The organism is Novosphingobium sp. YAF33 (genome assembly GCF_052113265.1).
Taxonomy (GTDB): domain Bacteria; phylum Pseudomonadota; class Alphaproteobacteria; order Sphingomonadales; family Sphingomonadaceae; genus Novosphingobium.
The window spans coordinates 61829-74953 of sequence record NZ_JBFRCW010000011.1; the positions used below are offsets into that span (position 1 = coordinate 61829).

Sequence of the window (13125 nt, forward strand, 5' to 3'; positions counted from 1 at the left end):
AAACATTCGGTCGACGTGCCCCTTGCGCATTTCGTCGCAAGATCGCAGGGATTTGCGTCATGAGAGTCCCTGACGGTCGCCCCCTCCTCGGTACAGCCGACGATATCGCCCCCATGGTTCGCTGGCTGCTGATCGTTGCCGCGCTGGTCATCCTTATCGTCGCGGTCGGCGGCATAACCCGGCTGACCGAATCCGGCCTGTCGATCACCCAGTGGAAGCCGCTCACCGGCGCCATTCCCCCGCTGACCGACGCGCAGTGGCAGGCCGAGTTCGCCCGCTACAAGCAGATCCCGCAATATATCGATGTCAACGGCCCGGCGGGCATGACCCTTTCCCAATACAAGTTCATCTACTTCTGGGAGTGGGTGCACCGCCTGCTGGCCCGCGTGATCGGCCTGGCCTTTGCGCTGCCGCTGGCGTGGTTCTGGTACAAGCGCACGATTCCCCTGGGCTACAAGCCGCGCCTGGTCGCGCTGTTGGCGCTGGGCGGGCTGCAAGGCGTGGTCGGCTGGTGGATGGTCTCTTCGGGCCTCTCCGCCGAGGCTGCGGATCGGGTGAGCCATTTCCGCCTTGCCGCGCACCTGCTGGTGGCGCTGACGACCCTGGGCGGTCTGGTCTGGACGGCGCTGGACCTTCGCGAACTGCGACGCGGCCAGGCCCCTGCCCGCCTCAACCGCTTCGGTGCCCTCGCCCTGGCCATGCTGTTCATCCAGCTCTTCATGGGCGCGATGGTGGCAGGCCTGCGCGCCGGCTACGTCGCGGGCATGGGCTGGTTCAGCATGGACGCCTGGCCGCTGATGCAGGGCAGCTTCTTCCCTGACGGCGTKGAATGGGCCGGCGGCACGCTCCATGCGCTGGTCAACGACCCGTTCCTCACCCACTTCGTGCACCGCTGGTGGGCCTGGGCCGTGGTCGCCGTGCTGATCGTGATGGGCCGCAGGCTCAAGGCCCGCCATGCGCGTCTCGCTTCGATCGCCGTCCATTCCGCGTTCGGCACGCAAGTGCTGCTCGGCATCTTCACCGTATGGTCTGGCGTGGCGCTCTGGCTTGCCGTGGCGCACCAGCTCTGCGGCGCGCTGCTCGTTGCGGCCACGGTCTGGGGCGCGCATTGCCTGGGCCGCCGCGACCAGGTCGGGCTTGGCATGTGACGGATCATGTGAGCGGGCAGGCCAACGGCCCGGCGCTTACCCCCGCGCTCATCTGGTGCCCCTTCCCCGATGAGGAGAGCGCACTGAAGGCTGCCAATGCCCTGCTCGACGCGGGCCTGGCCGCCTGCGCCAACCTGCTCCCGGCGATGACCTCGCTCTTCGTCTGGAACGGCGAGAAGGGCACAAGCCGCGAGCAAGGCCTGCTGGTGAAGACCAACGCCGCCCTGCTCGATGCCGCCACGGCGCGGCTGGCCGAAATTCATCCTTACGAGGAGCCCGCGGTGCTGGGCTGGCGGTGCGACACTGCCGCGCCGGCTACTACCGCCTGGCTGGCTGCGATCGGCAGCACGCAACCTTAGAGGTATCATTTTACCTCTCTGGAATGCCGCACTCTGCTTGACTTGCCGGCCCTTTTCGACGATTTGGCCGCCTTCCCGCGGTGCCGGAGATTCGTGAAAGCGATCGATTCGGCCTCCGCGACATGAACATTAGGGATAGACCAGCCATGAAGGCGCTTACGAAGGTCACCCGGTCGATCAAGCCGGCCGAGGTGGAAAAGAAGTGGCATCTGATCGATGCCGAGGGTCTGGTGGTTGGCCGTCTCGCGGTCGTTATCGCCGACCTCCTGCGCGGCAAGCACAAGCCGAGCTTCACCCCGCACGTCGATTGCGGCGACCACGTCGTCGTGATCAACGCCGAGAAGGTGAAGTTCACCGGCAAGAAGCTGGGCGACAAGACCTACTACAAGCACACCGGTTATGCCGGCGGCATCAAGGAAGTGACCGCGGACAAGGTTCTCGCCGGTCGTTTCCCCGAGCGCGTGCTTGAAAAGGCTGTTGAGCGCATGATCCCCCGTGGTCCGCTCGGCCGTGACCAGATGCGCGCCCTGCACCTCTATGCAGGCACCGAGCACCCGCACGGTGGTACCCAGCCCGAAGCGCTCGACGTCGCTTCCATGAACCGCAAGAACAAGGTGGGCGCGTAATGTCCGATACCGAAACCGTCCAGAGCCTGTCCGACCTCAAGGACCTCGGCGAAGTCGCTACCGCCGTTGAAACGTCGGAAGAGACCTTCACGCCCGTCGTTTCGAACGCGCCCCTGCGCGAGCAGCAGCTCGACGCCTATGGCCGCGCTTACGCCACCGGCCGCCGCAAGGACGCCGTGGCCCGCGTGTGGGTGAAGCCCGGCACCGGCAAGGTCATCATCAACGGCCGCGACCAGGAAGTGTACTTTGCACGTCCGACCCTGCGTCTCGTCATCAACCAGACCTTCCAGGTTGCTGGTCGTGACGGCCAGTACGACGTGATCGCCACCGTCAAGGGCGGCGGTCTCTCGGGCCAGGCAGGCGCCGTGAAGCACGGTATCGCCCAGGCACTCTCGAAGTACGAGCCCGCCCTGCGCGCCGCCGTCAAGGCTGCCGGCTTCCTTACCCGCGACCCGCGCGTCGTCGAGCGTAAGAAGTATGGCCGTGCGAAGGCACGTCGTAGCTTCCAGTTCTCGAAGCGTTAATTCGCTTACCGAGAGCTTCGGCTTTACGAAAAGGGGTCGCGGGCAACCGCGGCCCTTTTTTGTTGCTTTGTTGCACGGCCTGTTTTGTTTCTAAGCCGTGAGATAGCCGGATGCGCGTCCGGATTGCGCCGAGGGAAACGATGGACCATGCCCTTTCCCGCCGTCACCTGATCGCTGGCCTCGCCCTGGCTGCACTCGCCTGTCCCGCTCAGGCAGCGTCCGATCTGGAAGAAATCGAGCGACAGCACGGCATGCGCATCGGCGCGGCCATGCGCGGCAGCGATGGCAGGATCCATTTCGCCCACCGCGCGGACGAGCGGTTCCGGCTCTGCTCCACATTCAAGATCTTCCTGGCCGCCGAAGTGTACCGCCAGGCGGCCAAAGATCCGCATCTGCTGCAACGCCCGGTCACGATCCGCGATACCGACCGGCTCGGCAATTCGCCGGTGACCGCCCGGCAGCAGGACGGCGGCACATTGTCTGCCGGGATGCTGTGCAAGGCCGCCGTCCAGTACAGCGACAATTCGGCAGCCAACTACCTGCTCGATCTCGTCGGCGGCCCACCGGCCGTGACCCGGCTGTTCCGCACCCTGGGCGACAACATTTCGCGGCTGGACCGCATGGAGCCCGCGCTGAACCTGGGCACCCCCGAAGACTTGCGCCACACCACCACACCCGCCGCGATCGCCCGTTCGCTGGGAACCCTGCTGCTGACGTCGACCGTTCTGGGCGACCACCAGCGCGCGACGCTGCTGGGCTGGATGCGGAACGAACAGAACGGCACCCGGCGCATTCGCGCGGGCGTGCCCAGGGGGTGGACCGTGGCGAACAAGCCGGGGACCAACGATGCGGGCGCGGTCAACGATATCGCCATCATACGGCCCCCGTCGGGCGGCTCCTTCGTCCTGACGGTCTACACCGCTTCGGCGGAGAATCGCGTTACCCAAAGCGAAAGCGTGATTGCCGCAATCGCCGGCATGGCCGCGCTGAAGATTCCAGGGCGCTGAATCGACAAGGGGCGCCGCAGGAAAGCGGCGCCCCTTGTCTTGCAGGGCTGACGGATCGGCCCGGGACTCAGCTTTGGGGCAGGGCGTAAGCGACGAGGTAGTCGCCGGTCTTCGTGCCCAGGCCGCCATGGCCGCCGGCGGCGATCAGGACGTATTGCCTGCCGTCCACCGAATAGGTCATCGGCGTGGCATTGCCGCCGGCCGGGAGACCGGCCTCCCACAACGTCTTGCCGGTCCGCACGTCCACCGCACGGAACATGTTGTCTGCCGTGGCGCCGATGAAATCGAGGCCGCCGGCGGTCATCATGTTGCCGCCGATATTGAAGATGCCGGTCGGCAGCGGCAGGTTGGTATGGGTTCCGCCCAGGCCCGTGGCGCGGGTGTCGCCGATGGGGCGCTGCCAGACGATCTTGTGAGTCACCAGATCGATGGCAGTCAGGGTGCCCCACGGCGGCGGGTTACAGGGCACGCCGATGGGATTCAGCCAGGGGTGGACCATGCCGACGTAGGGCGTGCCATACTGCGGTGCGATTCCGGGACCGATCCTGGGCTCGTTGCCCGAACCGTTCCACGGCGGCACCGCGCCCGACTTCTCGAAGGGCTCACGCGGCTTCATGGTAATCATGAAGGGAATGTAGTTCGAGTTTGCGATCAGCAACTTGCGCTGCGGATCGATGGTGGCGCCGTGCCAGTCGATCACCCCGTCGAAGGCCGGGTAGACGATGGTCTGCTTGAGCTGGGGCGGCGTGAACTGCCCTTCGTAATGCGCCTTTCGGAACTGGATGCGGCACATCATCTGGTCGATCGGCGTCGCGCCCCAGAGGTGGTTCTCGACGAGGTCGGCCGGCGTCAGCGACGGCATGCCGACAGGGTAGGACTGGGTCTTTGCCAGGGTCTCGCCCGGAACGCCGTCCTGCGGGACCGGCTTTTCGATGGTTTCGACCACGGGCTTGCCGGTGCGGCGATCCAGCACCCAGAATTCACCGCGCTTCGACGATTGGACAAGGGCAGGGACCGTCTTCCCGCCGATGGGCAGGTCCACCAGCGACGGACCGATCGGCAGGTCCATGTCCCACACGTCGTGATGAGTGGTCTGGAAGTGCCACTTGGGCGTCCCGGTGGTGATGTCCAGCGCGACGATGGAGCTGGAATATGCCTCGTCGAAAGGACGGCGTCCGCCGCCGAAGTAGTCGGGCGTGGCGTTGCCCAGCGGCAGGTAGACCATGTTGAGGTCCGGATCGGCGGTATAGACGCCCCAGGCATTGGGCGTGCCGCGCGTCAGCACGGTATCGTCGCCGGGATGGACGACCTGATCGGGATGGCCGACATCCCAGGCCCAGATGATCTTGCCGGAGACCGGATCGAAGGCCCGGATCGCGCCCGAAGGCTCGTTGCGGGACTGGTTGTCGTAGACCCAGCCGCCCAGGATCATGCGGTCGTGAACGACCAGCGGCGGCGAGGTGACGAAGTGGAAGCCCGCCGGAACGTGGCCGAGGTACTTGGCCAGGCTGATGAAGCCATGGTCGCCGAAGTCCTCGCAGGGCTTACCCGTCTCGGCATTGAGCGCCATGATCCGCGCGTCCAGCACGGGGGCCAGGATGCGCGTGGGGCAGACGCTGCTCTTGCCTTCCGGCGCACGGTAATAGGCGACGCCGCGGCAGGCCAGGTAGACGTCCGCGTCGGTATTGGCCTTGGGGTCGAACTTCCACTTCACTTTGCCAGTGCGCGCATCGAGCGCCTCGACCCAGGAGTGGCCGGTGCAGACATAGACCGTGTCGCCGACCTTGATCGGCGTCACTTCGAAGTTGAATTCGTGGCCGGCATCGGTGCCGCCGATATCCTCGCCCGGGCGCATCGTGTCGCCGGTCTGGGTGGTCCAGGCCACCTTGAGGTTCTTCACGTTGGCCGTGTTGATCTGGTCCAGCGGAGAAAAGCGGTCTCCCTTGGCGGTGCGGCCGTAATACCACCAGTCCTCGGCGGGTACCGAACCGTCCACCTGGCCGGCGAAGAGGCGGCTTCCGGCGTCTCCCGCCACGCCCACCGGCTGCGCGAAGCCGGCGATCAGCACCACGATCGCCAGGCCGCTGGCCAGGGCAGGGGCCAGGGCGGCATGGCGGGCGAGGGGCCGCCGATCGGTTGCCGGCACGATCCCGCGCCGCACCCAGGGCAGCGACAGCCACAGGCCCAGCACGGTGGGCGCCACCAGCCTCGGCTCCAGCCCCCAACCGTTCAGTCCCACCTCGTGAAGGGCCCAGAGCACGGTGCCCACCAGCAGCGCGCCATAGAGCCACAGCGCCTCCGGTCTTCGTCGCAGCGCCAGGATCCCGGTGGCGATCAGGGCGATCCCGGCGACGAGATAATAGAGGGAGCCCGCCAGCGTCGCGAGATAGACGCCGCCGGCCGTGAACACGGCGCCGACCGCAAGGAGGACCAATGCGGTGAACCAGGGCTGGCGATGCGGGGAGGGGAATCGAGAGGGGGGCTGTGTCAAAGTGTTTCTCCTTGGCCACTCCCGACAATTCACGGCTCGGCGCGTGGTTGCAGCGAAACGGCGCAAAAGCGCGGAACAAGTGGGATTCCCTGTCGCCAAGGCGGGGCCAAGGCGGGTTTGCACGGTGCCAGATACCTAGCCATAGCAAGGTACCTTGCCACACCCCGTACTAATCTTGGCAAGGTACCTTGCGTTACACAGTAGCTTGCAATATACACTCCTCATTCGCAGGAGATGATTCGATGTCCGAAATCGAAGTACAGCTGAAAAAGGGAGTGCTCGGCCTGTGCGTGCTCGCCCTGCTGTCGCGGGGGGACAGCTACGCCTACGAGATCGCCAGCCGCATGGCCGCGGCGGTCGATATGGGTGAGGGCACGATCTATCCGCTCATGCGCCGCATGCAGTCGGATGGCCTCGTGGCGACCTATCTGGAGGAATCGCCCTCGGGTCCACCGCGCAAGTACTACCGCATCACCGAAACCGGCCGCAGCCGCCTTGCCGAACAGGTAGAGGAATGGCGCGGCTTCACCGCCGCCGTCGACGGGCTGATCGAAGAGGCTGCCGCCCCTTCGCCCGATGCTCCGATGGAAGGCCCCATCGCAGAGGAGCCGAGCCATGACGCGTAACGAATTCATCCGGCGCCTGAAGGCCGGTCTCAAGGGCATGCCGCAAGGCGATGTCGCCGAGATCGCAGCCGACTACGAAGAGCACTTCGAAGCCGGCGCCGCCGAAGGCCGCAGCGAACAGGAAGTGGCCGCCGCCCTTGGCGATCCCGGCCGCCTTGCCCGCGAACTGCGCTTCGAGGCAGGCTTCCGCAACTGGGAAAGCGGACGCTCGCCGTCCTCCGCCTGGGGCGCGATCCTGGCCTTCATGGGCCTGGCGACCATCGACATCCTGATCCTGCTGCCCATCGTCTTGCCGGTGCTGGGCGTAATGTTCGGCCTCTACGTCGCGGCCATCGCCGTGTTCGTGGCAGGCGGCTTCATGCTGATCGCCGGACCGTTCAGCGGCTTTCCGGGCGGCATCCTCGTCGCGATCCTGGGCGGCCTCGGCACGATGAGCGCCGCCGTGGCGATCGCCGCGCTGCTGACATTGGTCAGCATCTGGATCATCAATGCCCTCATGTGGTTCGGCCGCCTTCACTACCGCGTGATCGAACCCGCCATCCACCCCGAAAACTGAGAAAAACGAGAGAAAGGAACCAAGTGATGTTCAGGAAACTGCTCATCGTATTCGCCAGCGGCGTGATCCTGACGATCGTCGCTTTCAGCGCGGCCTGGTTGATCGGCGGGGACAAGTTCCGCCAGGACATCCACAGCGGGGACTTCAACTGGACCATGGACGGTGACGATACGGACAGCCCGCAGATCACCCGCAACTTCCAGATCCAGCCCGGCGCCCGCCTGGCCATGGACATCCCCGTCCAGCTCGTCTTCACCAAGGGCGACAAGGCCGAGATGGTCGTCACCGGCCCGCAAAAGCTGGTCGACCGCCTGACCTGGGAGAACGGCCGCCTGGACGTGAAGGGCAAGTGGCACGGCCGCAAGGGCCTGAAGGTCCGCATCTCCGCGCCCGAGATCGAAGGCCTCGATTTCGAAGCGCCGGGCGACGTGACCCTGACCGGGCTCGACCAGGACAGCCTGACCGTGAACGGCAACGGCGCTCTCAGCCTCGAAGCCTCGGGCAAGGTCCGCAAGCTGGCCGTGACCGCCGAAGGTGCGGGTAACCTGGACTTCGGCAAGGTCGAAGCCCGCGATGCCCTGATCCGCGTCAATGGCGCAGGCAATATCACCATCGGCGCCACCGGCACGGTCGACGTTGCCATCAACGGCATCGGCAATGTCAGCCTGGTGCGCAAGCCCGCGAACCTCAAGACCGAGATCAACGGCATCGGCAACGTCGATCACGACTACAAGTAAGTATTCCCAGGATCCGTCGCCGCGGCCCTTCCCGCAGCGACGGCAGAAATGAAAAGGGCCGCACCGTTTCGACGGTGCGGCCCTTTCTCTTTGTCTTTGGCCAGACCTCCGCGGATCAGTGCACCGGCGGATCGACCGGCGGCACCGCGCCCACCGGCGCCACCGGCTCGCCCGGTTCGCGCGGGGGCAGGGCGTTCTCGGGCACCTGGTCGATCTGCATGGCCGACGTCGGCACATGATCGAGATTGCGGGCGACCACGCTGATCCGGTCGCCCTCGATGGTGATCTCGTTGAAGCTGGGCGGGGTCGAGCGAATCCGCTTCGACAGCGTCCCCGCGCCGATCATCCGCAGCGGCCCGGCCGGAGTCTCGGCGGTCAGGTCGAAAGCATCGTGAATGTGGCCAGACAGCACGGCCATGACCTTGCGGCCTGCCAGCACTTCCATCGTCCGGGTGCCGTTGATCGTCAGCAGCTTGTTGTCCTTGGCGCGTCGCTCGGTCAGCGGGTGATGCGCGGCGATCAGCACGCGGGTTCCCGCAGGCAGGGCATCGATGGCGGCCAGAGTTTCGGCCAGCGCCTTTTCCGTCACCCATCCGTTCGACCAGGGGAAGCGCTGCCACTGGGCACGCGTGGTGGTCTTGAGCGGAACGATGGCCAGGCCCGGCAGGTGAAGCTCTGCCTCCACCATGCTCTCGATCGCGTGGAACCGCTTGTAGGGCGCGAAAAACCGTTCGTAGAGGTTGAAATAGGGGATGTCGTGATTCCCCACTTCGACCGTCACCGGCACGTCCAGCCCCTTGATCCACGCCGTCGCCGCGTCGAATTCGGGATGGCGTGCGCGCATGGTCAGGTCGCCGGTGATGGCGACGGCATCGGGTTTTTCACGCGCGATGCAGGACTTCGCCCAATCGATGGCGCGTCTGTCCTCCAACCCGAAATGGATGTCGCTCAAGTGGAACAGGCGGATCGGATCGCCCGGCGAGAGAGAGTTTTCAGGAAGCATTGCGGGTCGTTACCAGATCGACTTCGCAAGTTGCGAGGTAAAACTCCTCCTCCGCGCCGCCATCGAAAGGTTCGCCGTCGATCAGCAGGCCCATCGGCTCGCCATCGGGGCAGACCAGCTTGAGCCGGCGATGGCTGCCAAGCGAGTCGTGCGGTCCGTCGCGGAAGTCGCGATTGAGCAGGGCGATGCCCTGGCCGGCATAGTCTGCCAGCGATTCGGCGTAATAGCCGTTCGCCTCCAGCCCGTTTTCGCCGGGGGTGACGGTGATGGCCGCATATCCGTCTTCGCGGCCGCAATCCGATTCGGCGCAGAACACCTTGGGGCCGTTCGCGGACCAGGAGATCGCCTGCCGCGCGGTGTTGACGAATTCGACGATATTCACCGCGCGCATGGCCTCGCGCACCTCGTTCCAGACGGTGCCGGGCCCGGCGAGCACGCCGGTCAGGCCGATTCCGTGGCGACTGGCGATGACGGTCGGCCGCACCGTGTCGAGCGGACCGCTGGCGAGGCGGGCGACGATCTCTTCCACGGGGACATCGCCGTGCAGGCGCTTGGGCAGCATGTTCATCGTGCCACCGGGCAGCACCAGCACCGCGCCGCTCCAGCCGCTGGCCGCCGCGACCACCGAATGCGTCGTGCCATCACCGCCGAAGGTCACCAGCAGATCCACTTGCGCGGCATCGAGCACGGCCGGTGTCGGCGCATCCTCTTCGGGAAAGCGCAAGGTGCGGACCACCGGAAAGCCGGCATCGGCCAGGTTTTCCTCGACCCGGGAAACCGAGGCATCGTCATTGCTGCCGCTGGCAGCGTTGCAGACCAGCCATACCCGGGGCAGCGGCGCGGCGGACTGCGGGATTCCGGCCTGCTGGCCAGGACGAGAGCGGGGATGTTCCGTTTGCGTCATGCCGCCAGAAACCTGCCTCGCCCCGCCGGGTTCCCGATCAAAGCCGTCCGCTGGAGATCAGCCAGGCGGAAAGGCCGTTGAGACCGGAGTAGAGGATATAGACCCAGGCCCAGCCCGCCGACCCGCCGGCCACGGCGATCATCGCGCCCAGCAGCATCACGAATTCGACGACAAGGCTGAAGCGCCCGCCCAGGGGCTGGAAGAACCACGGGATCTGCGAAAGCATTCGATGGCCGCTTTCGAGCACCGCCTTGTGCGCGGCGAAGTTGAATATCCCAAGGAAGAAGACGAGGATCAGTCCCATAAGTACATACAAATGGTACCGTCAAACGGCGAGGAAAGCCAGCTTTCGAATAGACCGCGATTTTCGCAGTGCTGATTCGCCGTAGTTCTTTCGCGCAGCCCGGATCGCAAGACGTCGTTCGTCGACACCCAATGTCGTTCATCCCCACCACCCGGCCTTCGTCGACCTTGAACGGGTGACGGTCGAGCCTCGCGTGAAGCTGCGGCGATTCGGCTGCAAACAGGTTTCACCGAGCCGGTTGCGACGAAACTCTCTGCACACGGCTCCCCTGAGGAGGAAGAGACGATGTTCAAGACCAACATGATCGCCGCCGCTGCTGCCGGACTTGTCCTCGGTGCCGTTGTTGCCGCAACCGCCCCGGCCCCCGCTTTCGCCAAGAATGTCGAAGTGCGCTATTCCGACCTGAATCTCTCGACGCCGGAAGGCCAGCAGAAGCTGGAACGCCGCATCGATACCGCCGCGCGTGAAGCCTGCGACTACAACCGCGTCACCACCGGGTCGCGCCTGCGCAGCTCCGATGCCACCGAATGCTACAGCAAGGCCCGTGCCGACGTCAGCGCGCAGGTTGCCGGCGCTGTCGACAAGGCCGGCGCCGAACGGCTCGCGGTCGGCCAGTAAGGCCGATCTTGGAGACGCCCCACACCCTATCCCGAAGTCCCTTAAAAAATAACCGGATACGACCTGGCGGGCCCTAGCGGCCCGCCATTTTCTTTACGGTCGGCAGATAAGTCCGGCCGATACGCAAGGCATCGCCGCTGGCGGTTTCCACCGACCACACCCCCAGCCCTTCGTGCCGAAGGCCGGTGACATGATCGCGGCGCAGGATGCAACTGCGGTGGATGCGGATGAAGCGTTCGGGATCGAGCCGCTCCTCCAGGCTGGTGATGGTCTGGAGCAGAAGGTAGCTCTGGCCCCGCACATGCAGCCGCACATAGTCGCGTTCGGCATCGATGCGCTCGACGTCGGCGGCCGGCACGCGCACCAGTTCGGAGCGATGCGGCACCCAGAATTCCTCCAGCCACTGGCTGGTCGGCGCCGTGCGCTGGTCTCCGCGCCGCGACATCACCCGGCCCACGGCCCGCTCCAGCCGGTCCGGCGCCACGGGCTTGAGCACATAGTCGATGGCATCGAGGTCGAAAGCCTCGACCGCGAACTCGTCATGCGCGGTCACGAAGATCACCGCTGGCGCATCGGGCTTGCCCGAGAGACGCCGGGCCACGGTGAGTCCGTCGGTTTCCGGCATGGTCAGGTCGAGCAGGACGAGATCGGGCGTCAGCGCGTCGATCAGGCGCAGTGCGGCCTGGCCGTCGCTGGCCGTGCCGATCACCGAGACGCCCTCGATCCGCGAGCAGATCACCTGCATGCGTTCCACCGCCAGCGGCTCGTCGTCGACGATCAGCGCACGAAGCGGCGCCGCCTCGGTAAGTTCAGGGGAAATGTCAGGCAAAACCAGCCTCCAGGGGCATTCTCAGGACCGTGGCAAAGCCGCCCTCGGGGCGTTTGCCGAACGCAATGGTGGCCGCAGCGCCGTAGCGGGCGCGCAGGCGATCCCGCACATTGCCGAGGCCGATCCCGAAACCGCCGCTGTTTTCCGGGCATCCCGGCCCATCGTCCACCACGCTGATCTCCAGCATGTCGTCATCGCGGCGCGCGCGAACGGCGATCGTCACCGGCCGCTGGGTGGCGGCAACGGCATACTTCACCGAATTCTCTACGAGCGGCTGCAGGATCATGCCGGGCACCATTGCACCAAGAACGGAATCGTCAACATCAATCGTCGTTAACAATCGATTCGGAAACCGCACCGCTTCTATTGCGAAATAGAGCTTCTGCATCTCGATTTCGTCGACAAGTGCAAGATCGCTGGTGGGATCCCCGGAAAGTGTTCGCCGATAGAAGGTCGAAAGATTCTGGATCATCTTTTCGGCATCGTCCTGCTTGCCGATCATGACCAGTGCGGAAAGCGAATTGAGCGTGTTGAACAGGAAGTGCGGATTGACCTGATAGCGCAGCGATCGCAGCTCCGCCGCCGCCGCCGCCCGCCGATATTCGCCCTCGCGCCATTCCGCGGCCCGGGCTTCCTCCGCCTTGACCAGCGCGAAATAGAGAGCCGCCCAGGCCAGCACCAGGAAATAGCGGCCGAAGGCGGTGTCGGCCATGTTCGCCCAGCGATCGTAGGCCTGACCGAACATCTTCTCGGCATCGACGCTGATTTCCGAGCGGGTTTCGCTCGTCGTCTCCGACTTGCGCTCACCATCGCCGGCCTCGGCAACGGGAGATTCGCTGGTCTCCGATTTCGGCGACATGCTCTTGGGAAGATCGACCAGGATATTGCCCGCATCGTCCCGGCTGATCCGCACATTGCTCGGGCCGTCGACGGAATCGTGCTGGTACTGCTCGTCCTTGTCCGAATTCATGTCGGCAAAGATCGCATCGTTGATGAGCGAGAGCGCGATCGCCAGCGGCAGCGCGCTGACCAGCACCACCACGAAGCGCGTACCGGCCGAGCGGCGATCCAGAAGTTGCAGCAGCGGCCAGACCGCCGCCATCAGCAGCATGGACAGGACGCAGATCGTCAGCCGCCGCGACACCATCGGCCAGAACATGTCGTAGCCCATCGCGACGCCGCGCAGCGTGGCGACGACGAAGTAACAGGCCCAGAGGGCGGCAAGGGAAAGCAGGACGAGCCGCGCAGGCACACGCGGCTGGGTGGAGACGGGCGTCATGGGGGTCGTCATCTGCAGGGGATAGCGCAAAAAATCCCCCGCGCGCCAGTTCCCTGATCGGGCCGCGACCGACATTCGTCGAAGCGGCGCCGAGGGAAGGTCCGGTCCGACGGA

15 protein-coding genes are annotated in these 13125 nt (G+C 65.5%); 9 read left to right on the plus strand and 6 right to left on the minus strand.

Annotation, left to right across the window (positions count from 1 at the left end):
* The first annotated feature begins 59 nt into the window (after positions 1–59).
* The 5 genes from AB4Z00_RS20600 (at position 60) to bla (ending at position 3664) form a co-directional block, all read left to right on the plus strand.
* A complete protein-coding gene (locus AB4Z00_RS20600; RefSeq protein WP_442047036.1) occupies positions 60–1148 on the plus strand; it encodes a COX15/CtaA family protein in 1089 nt (362 codons plus the stop codon).
* Positions 1145–1507: a divalent-cation tolerance protein CutA gene (gene cutA / locus AB4Z00_RS20605; protein ID WP_442047037.1), complete on the plus strand. Its 363-nt coding sequence runs from the start codon at positions 1145–1147 to the stop codon at positions 1505–1507. Before AB4Z00_RS20600 ends, cutA begins: the two co-directional genes overlap by 4 nt.
* A 146-nt stretch (positions 1508–1653) precedes the next feature.
* Positions 1654–2133, plus strand: a complete 480-nt coding sequence (rplM, locus tag AB4Z00_RS20610; protein WP_054442085.1) for a 50S ribosomal protein L13 — start codon at positions 1654–1656, stop codon at positions 2131–2133.
* On the plus strand, positions 2133–2657 hold the full coding sequence (rpsI, locus tag AB4Z00_RS20615) for a 30S ribosomal protein S9 (RefSeq protein WP_132264241.1): 525 nt from the start codon (positions 2133–2135) through the stop codon (positions 2655–2657). The genes rplM and rpsI overlap by 1 nt, the downstream gene beginning before the upstream one ends.
* A gap of 140 nt (positions 2658–2797) precedes the next feature.
* Positions 2798–3664: a class A beta-lactamase gene (gene bla / locus AB4Z00_RS20620; protein WP_442047038.1), complete on the plus strand. Its 867-nt coding sequence runs from the start codon at positions 2798–2800 to the stop codon at positions 3662–3664.
* Positions 3665–3731: 67 nt separating this feature from the next.
* Here the strand turns inward: bla and AB4Z00_RS20625 are convergent, their stop codons facing one another.
* On the minus strand, positions 3732–6155 hold the full coding sequence (locus AB4Z00_RS20625) for a membrane-bound PQQ-dependent dehydrogenase, glucose/quinate/shikimate family (RefSeq protein WP_442047039.1): 2424 nt from the start codon (positions 6153–6155) through the stop codon (positions 3732–3734).
* A 242-nt stretch (positions 6156–6397) separates the two neighbouring features.
* On the opposite strand from AB4Z00_RS20625, the gene AB4Z00_RS20630 reads away from it, so the two are divergent.
* From AB4Z00_RS20630 to AB4Z00_RS20640, 3 genes are read left to right on the plus strand one after another with little or no spacing between them, the layout of a single operon-like run.
* Entirely contained in the window at positions 6398–6781 is a 384-nt protein-coding gene (locus tag AB4Z00_RS20630) for a PadR family transcriptional regulator (RefSeq protein WP_132264247.1), read from the plus strand.
* Complete coding sequence (locus tag AB4Z00_RS20635) at positions 6771–7337, plus strand: DUF1700 domain-containing protein (protein ID WP_132264249.1); 567 nt, start codon at positions 6771–6773, stop codon at positions 7335–7337. Before AB4Z00_RS20630 ends, AB4Z00_RS20635 begins: the two co-directional genes overlap by 11 nt.
* A gap of 26 nt (positions 7338–7363) precedes the next feature.
* A complete protein-coding gene (locus AB4Z00_RS20640; RefSeq protein WP_132264251.1) occupies positions 7364–8074 on the plus strand; it encodes a GIN domain-containing protein in 711 nt (236 codons plus the stop codon).
* Positions 8075–8189: 115 nt separating this feature from the next.
* On the opposite strand, the gene AB4Z00_RS20645 is transcribed toward AB4Z00_RS20640, so the two are convergent.
* The 3 genes from AB4Z00_RS20645 to AB4Z00_RS20655 are packed head-to-tail and all read right to left on the minus strand — an operon-like array spanning position 8190 to position 10285.
* Positions 8190–9077, minus strand: a complete 888-nt coding sequence (locus AB4Z00_RS20645) for a metallophosphoesterase family protein (RefSeq protein WP_134094842.1) — start codon at positions 9075–9077, stop codon at positions 8190–8192.
* Positions 9067–9981, minus strand: a complete 915-nt coding sequence (locus AB4Z00_RS20650) for a diacylglycerol/lipid kinase family protein (protein WP_442047040.1) — start codon at positions 9979–9981, stop codon at positions 9067–9069. The genes AB4Z00_RS20645 and AB4Z00_RS20650 overlap by 11 nt, the downstream gene beginning before the upstream one ends.
* A gap of 37 nt (positions 9982–10018) precedes the next feature.
* On the minus strand, positions 10019–10285 hold the full coding sequence (locus AB4Z00_RS20655; protein WP_132264257.1) for a hypothetical protein: 267 nt from the start codon (positions 10283–10285) through the stop codon (positions 10019–10021).
* A gap of 285 nt (positions 10286–10570) precedes the next feature.
* Between AB4Z00_RS20655 and AB4Z00_RS20660 the strand changes: the two genes are divergently transcribed.
* On the plus strand, positions 10571–10903 hold the full coding sequence (locus tag AB4Z00_RS20660) for a UrcA family protein (protein WP_243654126.1): 333 nt from the start codon (positions 10571–10573) through the stop codon (positions 10901–10903).
* Between the two features lie 73 nt (positions 10904–10976).
* Here the strand turns inward: AB4Z00_RS20660 and AB4Z00_RS20665 are convergent, their stop codons facing one another.
* Positions 10977–11723, minus strand: coding sequence for a LytR/AlgR family response regulator transcription factor (locus tag AB4Z00_RS20665; RefSeq protein ID WP_134094911.1), 747 nt, complete (start codon positions 11721–11723; stop codon positions 10977–10979).
* 1 nt (position 11724) lies between these two features.
* The gene (locus AB4Z00_RS20670) at positions 11725–13011 is read right to left on the minus strand and encodes a sensor histidine kinase (protein ID WP_134094910.1); all 1287 of its coding nucleotides are present in this window, start codon (positions 13009–13011) and stop codon (positions 11725–11727) included.
* Positions 13012–13125: the final 114 nt, after the last annotated feature.

Bases quoted from the DNA above. Each gene is read 5' to 3' on its own strand.
- rplM (WP_054442085.1), top strand. From the start codon at position 1,654: ATGAAGGCGCTTACGAAGGTCACCCGGTCGATCAAGCCGGCCGAGGTG.
- rpsI (WP_132264241.1), top strand. From the start codon at position 2,133: ATGTCCGATACCGAAACCGTCCAGAGCCTGTCCGACCTCAAGGACCTC.
- bla (WP_442047038.1), top strand. From the start codon at position 2,798: ATGGACCATGCCCTTTCCCGCCGTCACCTGATCGCTGGCCTCGCCCTG.
- AB4Z00_RS20630 (WP_132264247.1), top strand. From the start codon at position 6,398: ATGTCCGAAATCGAAGTACAGCTGAAAAAGGGAGTGCTCGGCCTGTGC.
- AB4Z00_RS20635 (WP_132264249.1), top strand. From the start codon at position 6,771: ATGACGCGTAACGAATTCATCCGGCGCCTGAAGGCCGGTCTCAAGGGC.
- AB4Z00_RS20640 (WP_132264251.1), top strand. From the start codon at position 7,364: ATGTTCAGGAAACTGCTCATCGTATTCGCCAGCGGCGTGATCCTGACG.
- AB4Z00_RS20645 (WP_134094842.1), bottom strand. From the start codon at position 9,077: ATGCTTCCTGAAAACTCTCTCTCGCCGGGCGATCCGATCCGCCTGTTC.
- AB4Z00_RS20650 (WP_442047040.1), bottom strand. From the start codon at position 9,981: ATGACGCAAACGGAACATCCCCGCTCTCGTCCTGGCCAGCAGGCCGGA.
- AB4Z00_RS20655 (WP_132264257.1), bottom strand. From the start codon at position 10,285: ATGGGACTGATCCTCGTCTTCTTCCTTGGGATATTCAACTTCGCCGCG.
- AB4Z00_RS20660 (WP_243654126.1), top strand. From the start codon at position 10,571: ATGTTCAAGACCAACATGATCGCCGCCGCTGCTGCCGGACTTGTCCTC.
- AB4Z00_RS20670 (WP_134094910.1), bottom strand. From the start codon at position 13,011: ATGACGCCCGTCTCCACCCAGCCGCGTGTGCCTGCGCGGCTCGTCCTG.